This window comes from Citrobacter sp. Cpo090 (assembly GCF_030332665.1).
Classification (GTDB): domain Bacteria; phylum Pseudomonadota; class Gammaproteobacteria; order Enterobacterales; family Enterobacteriaceae; genus Citrobacter; species Citrobacter portucalensis.
The window spans coordinates 178,459-196,493 of sequence record NZ_JAOWHK010000036.1 but is presented as its reverse complement, the minus strand read 5'-3'; the positions used below and the strand labels follow the sequence as shown (position 1 = coordinate 196,493).

Genomic DNA, 18,035 nt, shown 5'->3' with positions numbered 1-18,035 from the left:
CTTCACAGTAATTTGTGAATTACATTTTAAGTAGGCGTAATATTTCATAAAAAACGCGTATTAAATATAAGAACCATTAATACAACAGTGGAATTAGTGATATTTATGCGTGAATAATCACATTTCATCACGAGAAAAAATAATTCCCATACCGCTAACATTCCTTTTCCACAAACAATCACCCCGCTGTGAACTTTATTTTATGGTCAGGAAACTAATGCTGGTTTGAGGGATGACATGAAGCTAAAAAACTATTCACTAATATTACTAATGGGTATGAGTTCCTCGGCGTTCGCCTTAAACGTCTATAATAAGGATGGGAATACTCTGGATATCTATGGCCGCGTTGAGGGTAAAATTGCGAGTGGCCAGAATTCATTTGCTGGCAGTGAAAGCCGAAGCGATCTGGGTGGCCGTGTAGGTATTTACCTCACCCGAGATCTGGATCTTCTGCCAGATACCAAAATCGTGGGTCGCCTGGAATGGCAGGTGCGTACCGAAAAAAATGATAACAATACCGGTGAAAGCGATATGGAGGCCCGCTATTCCTATGTCGGTCTGTCAAATAAAACATGGGGTGAACTGATCACCGGGAGAACCAAAAACCCGTTGTATCAGGTTATGAAAATGACCGATAAGTACAAAAATTTCACCCCTAATATCTATAGCTATGGCATTACAACCATTGATGATTCGTACCAGTTCAACCGACAGGACGGTACCGTTCAGTGGAACGCCAAATTTGCCGGAAATGAAATTCAGTTGGCATGGGTTTCCGGTAATGGCAACAGCGATAACGAAGCCCTGGATTACGGCGCGATGGCCAGCTATCGCAAGTCTTTCAAATTTGGTGATTTTAGAATTACACCAGCACTCGCGGCCAGTCGTTACAAACGACAGGATGGCGTAGTGACCACCGATGGGCGTAATCAAAACGATCAAATTATGGGAGGATTACAACTCAGCTATAAAGCCTATGAAGTCGCGGTAACCGCATTGCGTACTTCTATTTCTCGCGATAACAAAAGCGACAATAATTATAAAGGGATGGATTCACTCATTTCCTACAATTTTGGCACCGTCAAGGTTCTCACCGGATATAGTTTTTTAAATGAAGATGGTAAAGATATTGCGGAAAAAGAAGACTGGCGTGCTGAAGCACAATTAACATTGGCTGAAGATACGTGGTTATCATTTACTTACGATAAAGAATTCGCCAGTAAGAACAAAAAAACCAATGATGATGCGCTCATCGTTGGACTTCGTTATGATTTCTAAGAGATAACCGATGAAAAAGATAACTTTGCTTGCCACAGCAACGGCCCTGGCGCTGAGCAGTATCTGCGCTCACGCGGATACGTTATTAGCGCCTTCCGCACATGCAAAAATGGATGGCGAGAATAAAATCGTCGCGCTTTATGGTAACTCGTTCACGTTCTATAACAATAATATCAATACCCGATTACGGGATTTGACGCAGTCTTTACTGCCTGACCATGCCAAAGGCTATAAATATCGGGGGATCACGATTTCCAGCGGTCATTTAGGCTGGCAGATTGAGAATATGCGCTACCAGAATACGTTACAGAAATGGGATGTGGTGGTGCTACAGGGAAACTCCACAGAAACGATTTCAAAGAAAGAAAGCACCCGACAAAACTTCGTTGACTCTGCCACCCAAATGGCCGACATGGCACATAAAGCGGGTGCAAAAGTCGTCTATTTCATGACCTGGCCGAAAAAAGCTAAACCCGAAGACAGCCAAAAACTGGCGGACGCTTATATCTCGATTGCGCAGAAAACGGGGGGATATGTGGCTCCGGTAGGTCTTGCTTTCGAGAAAGCGCGCAAGACCCATCCGGAAATCAATCTGTATTATCATGATGGTGTCCACCCTTCTATTTCTGGAACGTATCTCGCCGCCTGCGTATTCTTCGCCACCCTGTATAACCAGTCTCCGGTCGGCGGCGCGCTTCCTGTTGATACAGACATGACCCCTGCCACCGCCAAAGCGTTACAACAGGTAGCATGGGAAACCGTCACTGAGTTCCAAAAGTCATAATCACCGGGTTATTCATCCCCTTCACGCCGGCAATCGTACCGGCGTGAAACACATTATCCCCCATTTATTCCTTAGCACCCTACGCAAATAAGAATTATTTTCATTTGTTTATGCCATGTGCTATATAACATAGCAAAGGCTATATTTGATGATAAATTAACCACTTTGTTGTGAGGGATACTATGCCGCATCTGCCCCATCTGAAGTCATTTCTCCTTGCCAGCGCGTTAACAGCGCTGACGCTGTCACCCGCCTGGGCGAAAGAAAAATTCAAAGTGGTAACCACCTTTACGGTGATTGCCGATATGGCAAGCAATGTGGCAGGTGACGCGGCGGACGTTAGTTCTATCACCAAACCGGGGGCTGAAATTCACGAATATCAACCAACTCCTGGCGATATTAAGCGGGCGCAAGGCGCGCAGCTTATTCTCTCCAACGGTCTTAACCTCGAACTATGGTTTGCCCGCTTCTACCAGAATTTGTCCGGCGTGCCGGAAGTGATGGTCTCAAACGGCGTGCAGCCAATGGGCATCAGCGAAGGGCCGTATAACGGTAAACCAAACCCGCATGCCTGGATGTCAGCGGAGAACGCGCTTATCTATGTGGATAATATTCGCGATGCGCTGATCAAATACGATCCGGACAATGCCGCAACCTACCAGAAAAATGCACAGAATTATAAAGCGAAAATCCAGCAGACCCTGGCGCCACTGCATACAGAACTGGCAAAACTCCCTGCTGATAAACGCTGGCTTGTCACCAGCGAAGGCGCATTCTCTTATTTAGCTCGTGATAACAATCTCAAGGAGCTGTATCTGTGGCCGATCAATGCTGATCAGCAAGGCACACCCAAGCAGGTACGCAAGGTGATCGATGCGATCAGAGAGCATCATATCCCAACGGTATTTAGCGAAAGCACCGTGTCCGACAAACCAGCGCGTCAGGTTGCCCGTGAGTCTGGCGCGTATTACGGCGGCGTGCTGTATGTCGATTCGCTCAGCGCTGCCGATGGTCCGGTGCCTACCTATCTGGATTTACTGCGCGTCACCACGCAAACCATTGTTAACGGCATCAACAAGGGTCTGGAGAGCCAACCATGAGTCACTCTGCGATTACCGTAAATCAGGTTACGGTGACGTATCGCAACGGTCATACCGCATTGCGGGACGCCACTTTTCAGGTTCCGGGCGGCTCAATTGCCGCTCTGGTCGGCGTAAACGGTTCGGGAAAATCAACGCTTTTTAAAGCGCTGATGGGGTTTGTCCGCCTGGCGCAGGGGGAAATCTCAATTCTGCAACAGCCGGTTAATAAGGCGCTTAAACAGAATCTGATTGCCTATGTTCCTCAGTCAGAAGAGGTGGACTGGTCGTTTCCGGTACTGGTGGAAGATGTGGTGATGATGGGACGCTTTGGCCATATGGGCTGGCTGCGTCGACCAAAACAAATTGACCACGCCTGCGTGGATGCGGCACTGGCGCGGGTTGATATGCTGGACTATCGCCATCGTCAGATAGGTGAACTGTCCGGTGGGCAGAAAAAGCGTGTTTTTCTGGCAAGGGCCATCGCACAGGACGGACAGGTTATTTTACTGGATGAACCCTTCACCGGCGTGGATGTAAAAACCGAGGCCCGGATCATCGACCTGCTGCGTGAACTGCGTGATGAGGGTCGAACCATGCTGGTCTCTACCCATAATTTGGGATCCGTCACCGAGTTTTGTGATTACACAGTGATGATTAAGGGCACGGTGCTGGCAAGTGGACCAACCGAAACCACCTTTACCCCCGAGAATCTCGAACTGGCATTCAGCGGCGTGCTGCGTCATGTTGCGCTGAGCGGCGGTGAACAGCACGTGATTACCGATGATGAACGCCCGTTTATTTCGCGACGCACGGCAAACGAGGGGGAATAACCATGAACTGGCTAACGGAGCCGTTTGGCTACCAGTACATGCTCAACGCCATGTGGGTCTCGGCGATGGTCGGTGGCCTGTGTGCGTTTCTCTCCTGCTATCTGATGCTCAAAGGCTGGTCGCTGATTGGCGATGCGCTGTCGCACTCTATCGTTCCAGGCGTGGCCGGAGCCTATATGTTAGGGCTTCCCTTCGCGCTTGGCGCATTTCTTTCCGGCGGACTGGCGGCGGGCAGCATGCTGTTTCTCAATCAGCGTTCACGTCTGAAAGAAGATGCGATTATCGGACTGATTTTTTCGTCTTTTTTCGGTATCGGGCTGTTTATGGTGTCGCTCAATCCGATGTCGGTGAACATTCAGACCATTATTCTCGGCAACGTGCTGGCGATTGCGCCAGAAGATATTCTGCAACTGGCCATCATCGGGGTTATTTCGCTAACCATCCTGTTTTTGAAGTGGAAAGATCTGATGGTGGTTTTTTTTGATGAAAACCACGCGCGCTCTATCGGTCTGAATCCGGGCCGGTTGAAGCTATTATTTTTTACGCTGCTCTCCGTTTCCACGGTAGCCGCACTGCAAACCGTCGGCGCATTTCTGGTGATTTGCCTGGTGGTTACGCCCGGAGCGACGGCCTGGCTGCTGACCGATCGTTTCCCACGCCTGCTCACCATCGCCGTCGCTATCGGCAGCCTGACCAGCTTTTTCGGCGCCTGGCTGAGCTACTGGCTGGACGGTGCAACCGGCGGAATTATTGTCGTTATGCAAACGCTGCTGTTCCTGCTGGCATTTGTCTTCGCACCAAAACACGGTCTGCTGGCAAATCGCCGCCGCGCCCGTCTGGTGAACAAGGAGCAAGTATGATCTTAACAACGCTGCTGGAACCCTTTCAGTTTAGCTTTATGGTCAATGCGCTGGTCATCTCCACCATTGTCGCCGTACCCTGCGCGCTGCTGTCGGTATTTTTAGTACTCAAAGGCTGGGCGTTGATGGGCGATGCTATGAGCCACGCGGTTTTCCCGGGAATTGTGCTGGCGTGGATTGCGGGCATCCCGTTGGCAATTGGCGCGTTTATCGCCGGGCTATTCTGTGCGGTGGCGACGGGTTATCTCGACGATAACAGCCGCATCAAACGCGATACCCTGATGGGGATTGTCTTTTCCGGCATGTTTGGCGCGGGGCTGGTGCTGTACGTCTCTATCCAGTCAGAGGTCCACCTCGATCATATTCTGTTCGGCGACATGCTGGGTGTATCGTTCAGCGACATCATACAAACCGCAGTTATTACGCTTGGGATAGCGCTTATTATTGGGCTTAAGTGGAAAGATCTGTTGCTGCATGCGTTCGACCCACATCAGGCAAAGGCCAGCGGGCTTAACACCGCACTGCTGCATTACGGCCTGCTGTGCATGATCGCCCTGACGATTGTCGCCACGCTAAAATCAGTAGGGATTATTTTGTCGATCTCCTTACTGATTGCGCCTGGCGCCATTGCGATTTTAATGACGCGGAAATTTTCCCACGCCTTGTGGCTGGCGGTGATGATGTCGGTCGTTACCTCGTTTATGGGCGTGTACCTGTCTTTTTTCATCGACAGTGCACCGGCCCCCACCATCGTTGTACTATTTTCACTACTGTTTGTGATGACCTTTATTTATTCCACCCTGCGCGATCGCCGTTTAGAACGGCGACGCCAGCAATACGACCTCTAACGGAGTGGGCAGTGATATGCCCACTATCGTTATTAGAATACGTAATGACAATATTCCCAGCGTTCTGAACAAATGCCCCGTTCTGAAACCATGCCATATTTACCAGCGCTATTTAATAATCAGATAGTCACTATCACATTAGATATAAATACAGGTAAATTTTATGAGCAAGATGAGAATGTCAGAAATCTATTCTGAACCAGAGGCCTATGGCTTACCACGCAAAGGTATAACACTTAATAATAAGGAAGCTGCGTTGGTGGTAGTCGATCCACAGATCGATTTTTTAAGCCCTCAGGGTATTGGTTGGGAGGTTTTCAAAGATAGCATTATTGAAAATAATACTGTGGAAAATCTCGAAACACTGTTTAAACTAGCAAAAGAAGTACAAATTCCTGTTTTTATTTCTCCGCATTATTACTTTCCGCACGACCATAAATGGCACTCTACCGCGCCGGGAGAAACATTTATGCACGGCACTGGAATGTTCAATCGTACAGGTCCACTGACGATGGATGATTTTGAAAATTCCGGTGCAGACTTTTTACCTCAATTTAAGCCATATATTTATGATGGCGAAACGGTTATTGCCTCACCGCATAAGATTTTCGGACCAGAAACTAATGACCTGGTACTGCAATTAAGAAAACGCGGTGTCTCACAGGTCATTCTCGCCGGTATGGCTGCCAATCTGTGTATTGAATCCCATATGCGTGAATTGATTGAACAAGGTTTTGAAGTTGTCGTCGTTAAAGATGCGACGGCCGGTCCGCGCATTCCGGAAGGTGACGGTTATCTCGCAGCTCTAACCAACTACCGCATCATTGCCAATGATTTATGGGACACCGACACCACGGTTGAAAAGGTAAAGGCAGCAGCTAAGTAATAGCTATGAGTACGGTTACCGAGGGTAATTGTATGTACAACATCGCTAATCCATTAGCCATCAAAATAAATTTCATTAAGCGCGGAGCTTTTCCATGAATCTTAAGTTAAAGGTTATTTCGGCATGTATTTTACTTTCCATGTCAGTTTCAGCTACTCAGGTGTTAGCCGCTGCCAAAACAAATGAGACAACTTACTTAGTTAACCGTGGTGATCCTCAATTAAAGGTCAATGGCAAATATATCGATCAGATCATTGCTGAGGTAATGGCGAAAAATAATCTTCCGGGTTTATCCATGGCGATTGTTCAGGCGCCTTATATTCCGCGTTCAGCGGGATACGGTCTGTCTACGGCAGCCAATGATGAGCTTGCTTCCACCAAAACCATGTGGGGAATTGGCCCTATCACGCAGGCTTTTACTGCAGTAGCAGTAATGCAACTGGTAGAGCAAGGCAAATTGGATCTTAATACCCCTGTGAGCATCTATTTGCCTGGCCTGCCGGAAAGCTGGCATAACATTACGATTCTGGAATTAATGCAGCACTCATCCGGGATCCCTGATTTCAGATCTTTCGGCTATAAACAAGAGCAAAAATATACACCTGCGCAGCTGGTTGATCTTGTTAAAGATAAACCGCTCGAATTTAAAAACGGTACGGATATCAACTCCAGCGCAACTGACTTTATCCTGTTAGGTATGGCTATCGAGAAAGTCAGCGGAATGAGTTACGTAGACTTCGTCAACAAATACCAAATTACGCCGTTAGGTCTGCAAAGCACCATGTTCGCAAAAGACATGCCAACGAAAGCATTCCTTGATCGCCCGACGCCTGATAAGCAGCACAATCAGCATTCGAAATTTAAGTCAGAAATTGACTGGATCAACCCTGTTGAGCCTGCAACAGGATACGTCGCAGCGGGTGACAAACTGGCGCCTGTCAGCGCAATCGCCACTGATAATCTGTACGCCTACGGTGGTCTGTGGTCGTCAGCGGAAGACATCAGTAAGTGGGATATCGGTCTTGCCGGCAGTACGCTGGTTAAAGATAAAAAGCTGCGCGACATTATCTATAGCCCGGCAAAACTGAAAAACGGCAAAGTCGTGCCTGCCATGGCCGGCTGGGAATTTACCCGCCATCCTGGTTTTCTGGAAATCAAAGGAACCACAGGTGGATTTAGTGCCTATCTGAGCCGCTTTACCGCCGGTGATGAACTGGTTTGCGTGACAATGCTGACCAACAAAGAAGGTGTAGACATGACTCAGGTGGCTCGTGATATCGCTGAAGCCTATAAAATCGGGCTGGGTTCTGGGTTAAATTCAGAGAAGATCAAAAACCAGGAAAGTAAATTCTCTGTTGATGAGACGGTCTCCCGACTGAAAGCCATTCTGAAAAGCGAAGGCGTTCCGGTATTCGCCGAAATTGATCACGAGAAAAATGCCGAGGGCGCGGGAATGAACCTCAGGCCTACGAAGGTCCTGGTATTTGGTAACCCTAAAGTCGGCACAAAACTGATGCAGGATAAACAGGGTGTGGCGCTGGATCTGCCGTTACGTGTCTCCGTATGGCAGGATAAGATCGGCCGAGTTTGGGTCGGTTATGAAAACCTGGATGACGTAGCAAAAACCTACGATCTTCAGGACAAGCAGACCATTGATAAAATTGACAACTTTATGACTAAGCTGGTCAGTCGGGCTGTCGATGCTTATATCCAGTAACTGGATATAGCACTCCCAGCCTTTTCATGCTGCGGGACCGTTAAAGCTCCCGCAGCGTGTCAGCGCCAGCTTAATAACGGGCTAAACGCCTCGCGGCCCACCAGGGCACGAAGCGCAGGCAGATGACAGTTACGCGCCAGAAGCGGCGGTACGGCAAAAATAATGTCGCTGGAGAGCACCACATTCTCTAGTTGTCCCCATAGGTACCAGCCGGTTTCAACGCCACTGTCGGGGACGCGCAAATGCAAATGCCAGCCCTCTTGCGGCTCGTCGGCAATCCCCAGCCACTGGCTAAATCGGGGGATTTCAGGCATAACCTGAGTCACTAACGCGCACACACCCACCTGGTTTGCCGGTATATACAATGTTAGTGCTCCCAAAGTAATACGTACCGCCGCCAGATTAGTGGGAGCCGTCATAACCGCTGGTCTCCTGATAACGCTCAAAGACCAGATTCAGATCGAGCAACGTGTACCAGGTTTCCATCACGTTAACGACACCCACAGCGATGCTTTGTAACGCCGGGGGCAATGAATCTCCTGGCAAATGAATCTGGCTTTCGGCGACTTCCAACACATCAATCAGTTTATCTATCAGGATCCCACTTTGCATTTTCTCTGCGCAACCAATCAGAATAGTGCGCTTACCTGCCGAATTGACGATAGGATTATCGATCAGGCTGTCCAGTCTCATCACCGATTCCACCCGTCCACGATAGTTGATGACCCCTTCAAGCATTGGCGCGCAGCAGGGAACCCAGGAGATCGGGCGCTCTGCAAGGATCTCTTTAACTTGCGCCCCATAGAAGGCAAAATTTTTACCCGCCAGTTGAAATAACACCAGCGTACGCTGGGGTTCATCAACGTTTTCACACTCCGGCTTTTCACCATGGTTCAGCGCAAGAATCTGCTCCAGCTGTTGGCTCATATTGACTCCTTTTACTCGGCAATGCAGAAAGTGTTACGGCCATTTTGCTTCGCGGCATACAGTGCCTGATCGGCACGTTCGCGCAGCGTTTCAATCCGATCGCCAAACTGCCACTGGGCAATGCCCGCGCTGAAGGTGCTGTGAAAACTGGCGTCGTTAACGGAAAACGTGACCTGCTCGTAATCCCTGCGCAATCGTTCGACCACGCGCGCGGCCTTGTCACTGCTGGTGTTGGGCATAATGATGACAAACTCTTCACCACCATAACGGCCAACGATATCAGTGCTGCGTAAGCGGTGAGAAAATAGCTGCGAAATACCGACGATCACCTGATCGCCGACCGCATGACCGTAGGTATCGTTAACGCTTTTGAAGCGATCCAGGTCCACCATCACCATACAAAACGGGTTGCCGCTGTAGTTCGACTCGGCAATCGCGCTTTTGAGAAAATGGGTAGTCGTTGAGTGGTTATATAACCCGCTCAGGCTGTCCTGCGACATGCGGGCACGCAGGACGCGCATTCTTTCCGCGCGGATCGATACGGCGCGGATCAGCTCCTCAGGATCGCTCTGTTTGAGGATAAAATCCTCCGCGCCAATGCTCATTGCTCCCAACTGTGCATGCTTGTTGGTCTCGCTGGAGAGATAGGCGATAGGCAGGCCAATATGCTGCGGTATTTGGCGAATCAGTTTTGTCAGTTCCTCACCGCTGAACTCCGGCATGTGGTAATCCATCAACACCAGATCGATCGGCTGCGCATTCAGTACATGCAGCAGATAGTGAGGTTTTTCGAGCACATGCACTTCCATGCCCGCCATGCGCAGCATCTCCGCGTTGTATTCCGCCACCGCGGGTTCGTCATCGATCAACAATACCTGGTAAGGCTTTTTCAGCGACGGTTGGGTCAGGCGATGAAGTTCCTGGACTAAATCGGTGATAGACGCAGGTTTTACGTAGTAGCCATCGCAGCCGGATTTGATGGCGTTGATGCGGGCATTAAAATCGCTATGGCACGAGAGGAACAGCACCGGGAAAGGTTTGCCCACTTTTTGTTTCAGATCCGACATCGCCAGCGGTCCACCGTAGGCGTTGTCCGGAAAGCTAACATCCATAATCACCACGGCAGGCGGTTGCGACAATACGGCCTGAGTGAAATCCTGCGTGTTCGCGAACACATGGCAGGTAAAGCCGAAACAGCGCAGTTGGGTCGCGAGCAGCTCGACCTGGTCAATATCATCATCACACAGGTAGATAGGCTTGCTGGCCCGCCGAACGTATCCCTCTTCCGGGCGCTGCGCGGCGATCGGTAATGTGAACTCCGTATCGCTGATACGATGTTCAAGATTGAGCTGCTCCTGGGTCAGGGTGTACAACCACCTGATGATTCGCCGTAGCTCATCGTAATGTAATGTGCTTTGCTCTGCTTCCGGCTCTGTTAGTAAACGCTCACCTTCTGCTGAGGCATTTGCCAGCGGGCTAAAGCCAAAGGACCCTGCCGAACCGTGAATACTGTGCAGCAGAATATGTAGCTGTTTGCGACAGGCTTCGCTAGGTTCTGCGACCAGTTGAACGAGTAATCTTTCCGCTTGTGCCAGCATGTCGGGAATTCGGCGTAGAAACCCCTGCCGCAAACGCGCTATTTTTTCCTGCGCAGCCGCCATCGCTATATGCTTATTTTCTTGTTTCATCAAACACGTAGGCTTATTCAATTAATCGCAGACGGTTGCAGTAGCGCATTGACAGCTGCCCCCAGATTTTCCGCGAGGTTTTCATCTTTTTTCACCCAACGGTCGTACAGAGCGTCGCTGGCCGCTACTTCATTGGCACTCAGTAAAATAAAAGGCTTAACCCAATCCTGAGCGCGTAACAGCGCCAGAAAATCCAACCCACTGATCTCTGGCATATGCAGATCGCTAATCACCAGGTCGATGTTGTTATCCGAGTCCAGGCACGCCAGGGCGGAAATCGCGCTTTCCACAATCACTACATCGTAGCCGTCCATTTGCAAAAATATGGATGCCAGTTCAGCCGCAAAAAGATCATCATCAACTAATAAAATTCGCATTTTCTCTCTCGATTTTGCGCCATCAGCACAAAAGCATTTTTAATGTTTTTATCAAACTGTCCTGCTCGAAATCGCCCTTGGCGATGTAGGCATCCGCGCCCACCTGAATCCCCCGTCGCCGGTCCTCTTCCTTCGCGCGGGACGTCACGATGATGATTGGCGTATGCTGGTAGTTTTTCTCCCCACGCAACGATTTGGTGAAGGTGAAACCATCCATAAACGGCATTTCGACATCCGTCAGTACGGCATCAAACTGGGTCAGTTTCGCTTTTTGCAGCCCCGACAGCCCGTCTTCTGCCAGAGTCACCTGATAACCGTGCGCTTCCAGCACGTTCTTTTCTATCTCACGGGTATTCAGTGAGTCATCGACCACCAGCACATGCCATGCGTCCTGCGTTACGCTCGTGGCGGGCGCTGGTGTACTGGTTTGCCGTGATTGTTGCGCCATCGCCATTAGCGCTGGAACGTGCAGGATGCTGACCAGTTGGTTATCCGGTGTTTGTACCATCCCGGAGACCAGCGACTGCTGTTGCATATGCTTCGGTAACGGTTTAATCATCATCTTGCGTTCATCGAGCAGCTTATCCACCTGCAGCGCCATTTTGCTGTACTGGTTCTGCACCACGATTAATCGCTGTCCAGGCGTTGAAAAGCTGCTCTGGCGTTCATGAATGCCCAGCAAGCTGCCTACGCAAACCACCGGGATAAACTCGTTATGCAAGATAATGGCAGGACGTCCGGCGATATCGCTAATCCCCTGAGCCGTGCATTCCACCACCTCAACCACATACTGCGCAGCCAGTCCAAACAGGTGCCCCTGCTCTTCAAATTGCAGAATCCGCATCATGGTTAACGAAACAGGTAACCGCAGGTTAAAGCTGGTTCCGACTCCCGGGCGGCTATAAACCTGCAAATCGCCTTGCAGGTCGGTCACCACCGTTTTGCGCACCACATCAAGGCCAACGCCGCGACCAGAAAGCTCGGAGACGATCTTGCTGGTCGAAAAGCCAGGATGAAAAATCAGCTCATTGCATTCCTGCTCGGAGAGCTGTCCGGCCATTGAAGCAGGAACCAGACCTTTACTGACCGCCTTCGCGCTGATGGCCTCATAGTTCAGACCGCGACCGTCATCTTCGATACGCAGTAATATCCCGCTGCCATCCTGTTGGGTGGTGATGGTAATCGTGCCGCGGGTGGATTTACCGAGCGCCAGACGTTCGTCGATCTCACCAATCCCGTGATCGACGGCATTACGCAGAAGATGAGTGAGCGACTCCGAAAGCCGGTCAATGAGCTGGCGGTCGATTTCCACTTCTCCGCCAACAAAGCGGCACACCACCTGCTTATTCAGTGTGGAAGCCAGTTCGCTGACCTGCAGCGAAATGGGTTCAAACAACGTTGACAGTGGCAGCATACGAATCCGCGCCGCCACGTCGTATAGTTCAAACATCTGCAAATGCTGGAGCTGGACGCTCTCTTTTAACTGGGCGCTAAAGTCATGGATTTGCTGGCGCAGCTGTTCAGCGCTTAATCCCGGTAACCGCGGTACCAACTGACTCAGATTTTGTATCTGCTGTTCCAGGCGATCGTGTCCGGCGAGCACCTCCCCCAGAATGTCAATCAGGCCATCGAGCTTATTCAGCTTTACCCGCACGAAATCCGCCTGCTTAATACCGGAATCCATGCTGGCTGGCGTCGCAGGCACAGGGACCACCGGTTTTTCTGTTGCCCCGGCAGTTTCGACAGTCAGCGTGATCTCCTCTCCCCGACTGGCGCGGGCAAGGCGTTCGCACAGCCCGGCATCTGCCGGGGGCAACTGATTATCCCCTTCGCTGACAAAAAGCTGGGTTAGCTGACCGGAGAGATACTCCACGGACTCATGGATCAGATTGCCCAACGCCCTGTCTGGTGTCAGTTTGTTATCACGTAGTTCACTCAATACATCCTCAAGATGATGCGTGACATCGGCAATACTTTGCAGTTTCAGCATCCGCGCGCCCCCTTTCAGGGTATGCGCAGCGCGAAACATCTCACCTATCCAGGCGTCAGTATGTTCATCAGCGGAGAGGAGAAACGCCCCTTCGCTGATCGTCTGCAAATGACCTCTCCCTTCATCAATAAAGCGCAGAACGAATTTTTTCAGATCGATAGCCATAATCGCTCTTATTAGCCACTTTGATGGGCGAATTGCGCCAGTTGATGTTCACACAGGAAACGAAACGTATTGCCAGGAAATACCATTGGCAAACGCAGACGACAAACCGAGGACGGATTGTTTATCTCGTCGTTCAGCAACTGCATCACCACGCGATAAGTCCGTTGAGCGGGCTGGCGTAATTCGCTTTGCCGGTACATTTCGGCCAGATAATAGTGTGCAGGCCAGTAGCCAGGTTCCTGGTAAACAACCTGCTTGAACCAGGCGATGGCCTGCTGGGTCTGGTGTTGCCACATCATCGCCAGGCCGAGCAGCATTTTGGCCTCTGCCGACCACTCATCCTGTGCGAGGATCTGCTGCGCGTTTCCGGCTGTTTGAGAAAATTCACGCTGCTCGAGGGCAATAACCCCCTGGATCAGCAGCGCATCCTGATTACGGGGATCGTCGCGTAATACACAGGCGATACACTTTTCGGCTTCAGAAAAACATTTTTCATCGAGGCTGGCGCGCGCTTTCTTCAGCCAGTCATTACTCTGCTGCGCCGCGGGTGCCAGAGGAACCTGTTCAACCACCGTTCTCGGCTGCGGAATGCGTACCGCAACTCTGGGTACAGGCGCAGCCTTTGGCGCTTCACGATGGTGGCAGAAATAGAAAATCCCCTCTTCCTGCTCCAGCTTCAGAATGTCGAAATTGTTAGCCAGCGTTTCCGCATTGCCAAAAAATAAGGCTCCCTGCGGTTGCAACATCTTCAGTAAATTACCGTGCAGCTCGCGACGCGTTGGCGTATCAAAATAGATGGACACATTGCGCAGCAAAATGATGTCCACTTCCGCCAGTAACTGTTCTTTTATAATGTTGGTGCGATGGAATGAGACCTTCTCACGGATCTCATCATGCAGCCGATAGAGGTTTCCCGAGCGGGTAAAGTAGCGTTGCTGAATACTCGGGTCGACGCCGCGAAATGAGTAGCTTGAATAGCAGGCGTTGCGGGCTTTTGCCAGGATTGCCGGGTCAATATCACAGCCGTAAATTTCGATGCGTTGGGCCATCCCGTCCAGGTATTTCTCATGCAGCTTGATCGCCAACGAGTAGGCTTCCTCTCCGGAAGAGCATCCGGCACTCAGAATTCGCACCGGGCCGCTGCGCTGTTGCAATAGGCGCGGGATCCATTTATCGCAGATTAAATCCAGCGTATCGCTTTCACGGAAAAAATAGGTTTCGTTAATCGTAATCAGCGTAATGAAACTATCAAACTCATTCTGCGAGCTACGCAGCTGTTCATAGTATTCATAGTAATCATTTATTTTTCGCTCAGCCATTCGCCGCCCCAGCGCCGTTTTTAGCAGCGCTTCCATGGCGTTATCGAAGTGCAAACCGACCCGTTCTTTGATCAGGCGGGCATAATCAGGAAGATTAGGGATCATGGCAATTTACTCTGAACATGCCCGTGGCAAGCCATAGAAAGCAGCACCGCAGCAAGGCCATTGAGGGGGATCGTGCGGTGTATCAGTTGCTTGTCGATCGCGTTCTTATTCATACCAAATACCACCGAACTCTCTTCGTCCTGCGCCAGCGTTGTTCCGCCACGGCGGACAATAAGCTCAATGCCGCGACAGCCATCGCTGCCCATGCCCGTCATAATCAGTCCGACGGCTTTTTCGCGAAACACCTCAGCCACCGACTCCAGCAACAGGTTGCAACTGGGATGGTAAACGTCGCTTTCCTGTCTTGGGATCGCCGCTAAACGCTGGTTGCTTTTGACGATCAGGTGCTGCTCCGGCGGCAATATATACACATACCCCGCTTCCACCCGATCGTCTTCCTGCGCCAGTCGCACCTTCAGATCGGTCACGCTATCCAGCCAATGCACCATATTTTTCGCGAAGCCATCGGCAATATGTTGGGCAATAAGAACCGGGCACGGAAACGTACCGGGTAGATCCTGCAACAGTTTACTGAGCGCCTGCGGCCCGCCCGTCGAACAGGCAATCGCCAGCACGAAAGGCCAGTCCTGCGGCGTCTTTACAACGTCCATCATCGGTCGCACAGTGGGGATTACCGGTTCGCCTGGATAGCGTAATCCCTTGATATGTCGGATGACTTTCACTCCAACCAGTAATTCTACTTTACGATGCAGGGCATCTGTTGAGAGTGGTGAATCACTGCTGTGGTGCAACACCGCCAACGCGCCACGGGAAATGTAGTCATCATCCCATTGATTCTGTGGACAAAATCTCATAACAAGGATGGGGATTGCGCTGGTTGCCATGATCGTTTCCACGATCTCGACGTTATCGACGCTTGAGATATCCAGCGTCAGAATCAGCAGGTCCGGCATCAGCTGTTGCAACAATCGGATTGCCTGCCTGCGATGGGCTGCTTGCCCCACCACCTTAATGTGCGGGTGATCCTCCAGTTGCCTGACCAGCTCATTACGCGATGCGCTGCCCAGATCGAGGATCAGCACCCGAATGTTGCTGCTATTCATGCATCTGTTTCCGTCAGTGTGAATGAGGACGAAGCCTCTTTCAGCGCTTTCGACAGTTGTGTCATATCCTGACTGACAACCAGAATGTCTTTGATAGATTGCGAGGTATAGTTACTGGCAACAACGATCTCGCGCAGCGCCATGACCACCTGATTACTCGCCGTTTTCTGTTGCTGTGTTGATAGCGATATTTGCAGCGCCGCCGTCGAGGTTTGCTCGGCCGTAACAACGATATCGTTCAGGTGTTCGGCGCTAACTTTACAGGCAACTGCGCCCGCTTTAATGCTCTCGCCGCCTTTTTCCGCGTTCAGCACCAGACGATTAATCGCGTTTTGGATCTCACTGATCTTATTTTCAATTTCAACCGTCGATTCCGTCACCGAATCCGCCAGACGGCGGATTTCAGCCGCTACAACCGAGAAACGCTTACCGGCTTCCCCGGCGCTGGCAGCTTCGAGCGCTGCGTTAAAGGCGATAAGTTTCGTCTGATCCGCGACGCTGTTAATGATCACCATCACGCGACTGATTTCCGTAGACTTATTACCGAGCATCATGATTTCACGCATATTTTGCTGATTGTCGGTATCAATATCCGTCATACGCATCAGCAATTGCGACATCGACTCAGAACCTTTATTGCAATCCTCAAGCGTCTGATTGGCAATATCCACAACCGCCCGCGAGTGTTCGGCTATCTGTGTTGATGAGGCAGACAACTCTTCCATGGTGGAGGTAATTTCAGCCACTGAAGATGAGGTTTCCACGCTGGTTGACGCCTGCCCATCGACCGCTTCGGTAATATGCAGAGATGCCTGATGCACCGAATTTGCATGAGAAACCATACCGCCTACCAACGAGTGCAGACGCTGACGCATCATCTCTACCGCACTCAGCAGTTCGCCTATCTCATCGTGGTGATCGACCTGAACATCTACCGTTAAGTCACCTTTGGCAATGGTTTGTGCAATCCCCAGTACACGGTTTAAGCGCCGCGAGATCAGGAAACGACTGGCCACAGCAATCAGCAGTAAAATGATGGGCAGCAACAGTGCGGTGAACAGCAGCAGACCGTTACGCACCAGATTACTGCTCCTGGAAACATCATCAACGTAGCTGGTCGTAGCTATTATCCAATTTATCCCTTCAACGTATTCATAAACGGCAATTTTGGTCTTCGGCAATGCGCCATAACCGCTCACCCAGTTGTAGTAAGTGATGCCATTCTTATGTTCGAGCATATCGGCAAACAGCTTAAAACCATTGGCATCGGTAATATTAATTGCCTGCTGGTTATTCAACGAGGGATGGACCAACATGCGACCCGGTTCAAATCCGGCATCCAGCACGTAGGCATAGCCATCTCTACCAATATGCACATTCAACAAACGCTGAATGATCGGCTGCAAACTCTGTTTGACGTCGAAACCCACCGCGACGGCACCCACCACCTGACCATATTTATCGGCAATCGGTTCGTAGTGGCTAATAAACTGTTTACCGAACAGCGTGACCACACCGGAAAAGGGTTTATTTTTCAAAAGCAGCGGCAACGCCGGGTTATCGTGCCCTAGCGCTGTTGCTGTTGCCGTATTGCCTGAACTCGCCAGCAACGTACTGCTGACACGCACAAATTGCTCGCCTTGCAGAATAAACGTACTGGCAAATACGCTGGTTAACTCGGTGAAATGCGAGTTGGTATTCGGATTGCTCAGCACCGCTTTTAATTCAGTAGAGTCCATATAACGCAGCGGCTTATTGGCAACGTTTTGATAATTATTAATATAAACATTGCTGTAATGTTCCGCATCGCGAGTCACACGCTGGAACTCGTTAGAAATACTGTTGTGGAATATCCGCGTGTTGGTTTTAATCATCTCCAGCGCATTGACCTGCAATTCTCTGGAAAGATAAGACGATAATATAAAAGAGGCGCCAATCAGCAATGTTGCGATACAAACAACCAAAATCATACCGAGCTTCATCGCCACACCGGGATGGATGTTGTGCAGCCAGGACAATAGTCGAGCGCGCGGTCCCTCACTGATGCTATTCGCCGTTCGATTTTTTACTTTAATAATGTCACTCATGATTTTTATTCTCTACCTGAGAAGCAAT

At 50.4% G+C, this 18,035-nt stretch carries 16 protein-coding genes; 8 read left to right on the top strand and 8 right to left on the bottom strand.

The window, feature by feature from the left end; translation table 11 throughout:
• Positions 1-237: 237 nt before the first annotated feature.
• The 8 genes from OGY83_RS20925 (at position 238) to OGY83_RS20890 (ending at position 8,285) form a co-directional block, all read left to right on the top strand.
• Positions 238-1,278 (top strand): porin, encoded by a 1,041-nt coding sequence (locus tag OGY83_RS20925; protein ID WP_032944758.1) that lies wholly within the window; start codon positions 238-240, stop codon positions 1,276-1,278.
• Positions 1,279-1,288: 10 nt separating this feature from the next.
• Entirely contained in the window at positions 1,289-2,062 is a 774-nt protein-coding gene (locus tag OGY83_RS20920; protein ID WP_079938756.1) for an SGNH/GDSL hydrolase family protein, read from the top strand.
• Positions 2,063-2,244: 182 nt separating this feature from the next.
• Positions 2,245-3,162: a metal ABC transporter substrate-binding protein gene (locus OGY83_RS20915; protein ID WP_286636833.1), complete on the top strand. Its 918-nt coding sequence runs from the start codon at positions 2,245-2,247 to the stop codon at positions 3,160-3,162.
• Positions 3,159-3,974, top strand: coding sequence for an iron/manganese ABC transporter ATP-binding protein SitB (gene sitB, locus OGY83_RS20910; protein ID WP_003825870.1), 816 nt, complete (start codon positions 3,159-3,161; stop codon positions 3,972-3,974). Before OGY83_RS20915 ends, sitB begins: the two co-directional genes overlap by 4 nt.
• Before the next feature lie 2 nt (positions 3,975-3,976).
• The gene (gene sitC, locus OGY83_RS20905) at positions 3,977-4,834 is read left to right on the top strand and encodes an iron/manganese ABC transporter permease subunit SitC (protein WP_123268071.1); all 858 of its coding nucleotides are present in this window, start codon (positions 3,977-3,979) and stop codon (positions 4,832-4,834) included.
• Positions 4,831-5,682, top strand: a complete 852-nt coding sequence (gene sitD, locus OGY83_RS20900) for an iron/manganese ABC transporter permease subunit SitD (protein WP_123268070.1) — start codon at positions 4,831-4,833, stop codon at positions 5,680-5,682. Before sitC ends, sitD begins: the two co-directional genes overlap by 4 nt.
• 163 nt (positions 5,683-5,845) lie before the next feature.
• Complete coding sequence (locus OGY83_RS20895) at positions 5,846-6,568, top strand: cysteine hydrolase family protein (protein WP_079938753.1); 723 nt, start codon at positions 5,846-5,848, stop codon at positions 6,566-6,568.
• 94 nt (positions 6,569-6,662) lie between these two features.
• Positions 6,663-8,285: a serine hydrolase gene (locus tag OGY83_RS20890; protein WP_286636832.1), complete on the top strand. Its 1,623-nt coding sequence runs from the start codon at positions 6,663-6,665 to the stop codon at positions 8,283-8,285.
• A 59-nt stretch (positions 8,286-8,344) separates the two neighbouring features.
• Here the strand turns inward: OGY83_RS20890 and OGY83_RS20885 are convergent, their stop codons facing one another.
• From OGY83_RS20885 to OGY83_RS20850, 8 genes are read right to left on the bottom strand one after another with little or no spacing between them, the layout of a single operon-like run.
• Entirely contained in the window at positions 8,345-8,704 is a 360-nt protein-coding gene (locus OGY83_RS20885; protein ID WP_194211299.1) for a hypothetical protein, read from the bottom strand.
• Positions 8,688-9,212: a chemotaxis protein CheW gene (locus tag OGY83_RS20880; RefSeq protein WP_286636831.1), complete on the bottom strand. Its 525-nt coding sequence runs from the start codon at positions 9,210-9,212 to the stop codon at positions 8,688-8,690. Before OGY83_RS20880 ends, OGY83_RS20885 begins: the two co-directional genes overlap by 17 nt.
• 11 nt (positions 9,213-9,223) lie before the next feature.
• Positions 9,224-10,900: a diguanylate cyclase gene (locus OGY83_RS20875; RefSeq protein ID WP_286636830.1), complete on the bottom strand. Its 1,677-nt coding sequence runs from the start codon at positions 10,898-10,900 to the stop codon at positions 9,224-9,226.
• Positions 10,901-10,917: 17 nt separating this feature from the next.
• Positions 10,918-11,277, bottom strand: a complete 360-nt coding sequence (locus OGY83_RS20870) for a response regulator (RefSeq protein ID WP_286636829.1) — start codon at positions 11,275-11,277, stop codon at positions 10,918-10,920.
• Positions 11,278-11,299: 22 nt separating this feature from the next.
• On the bottom strand, positions 11,300-13,432 hold the full coding sequence (locus OGY83_RS20865) for a hybrid sensor histidine kinase/response regulator (protein ID WP_191234795.1): 2,133 nt from the start codon (positions 13,430-13,432) through the stop codon (positions 11,300-11,302).
• A gap of 11 nt (positions 13,433-13,443) precedes the next feature.
• Positions 13,444-14,856 (bottom strand): CheR family methyltransferase, encoded by a 1,413-nt coding sequence (locus OGY83_RS20860; RefSeq protein ID WP_286636828.1) that lies wholly within the window; start codon positions 14,854-14,856, stop codon positions 13,444-13,446.
• The gene (locus OGY83_RS20855) at positions 14,853-15,920 is read right to left on the bottom strand and encodes a chemotaxis protein CheB (protein WP_191228260.1); all 1,068 of its coding nucleotides are present in this window, start codon (positions 15,918-15,920) and stop codon (positions 14,853-14,855) included. Before OGY83_RS20855 ends, OGY83_RS20860 begins: the two co-directional genes overlap by 4 nt.
• Positions 15,917-18,007: a methyl-accepting chemotaxis protein gene (locus tag OGY83_RS20850; RefSeq protein ID WP_286636827.1), complete on the bottom strand. Its 2,091-nt coding sequence runs from the start codon at positions 18,005-18,007 to the stop codon at positions 15,917-15,919. The genes OGY83_RS20855 and OGY83_RS20850 overlap by 4 nt, the downstream gene beginning before the upstream one ends.
• Positions 18,008-18,035 lie beyond the last annotated feature (28 nt).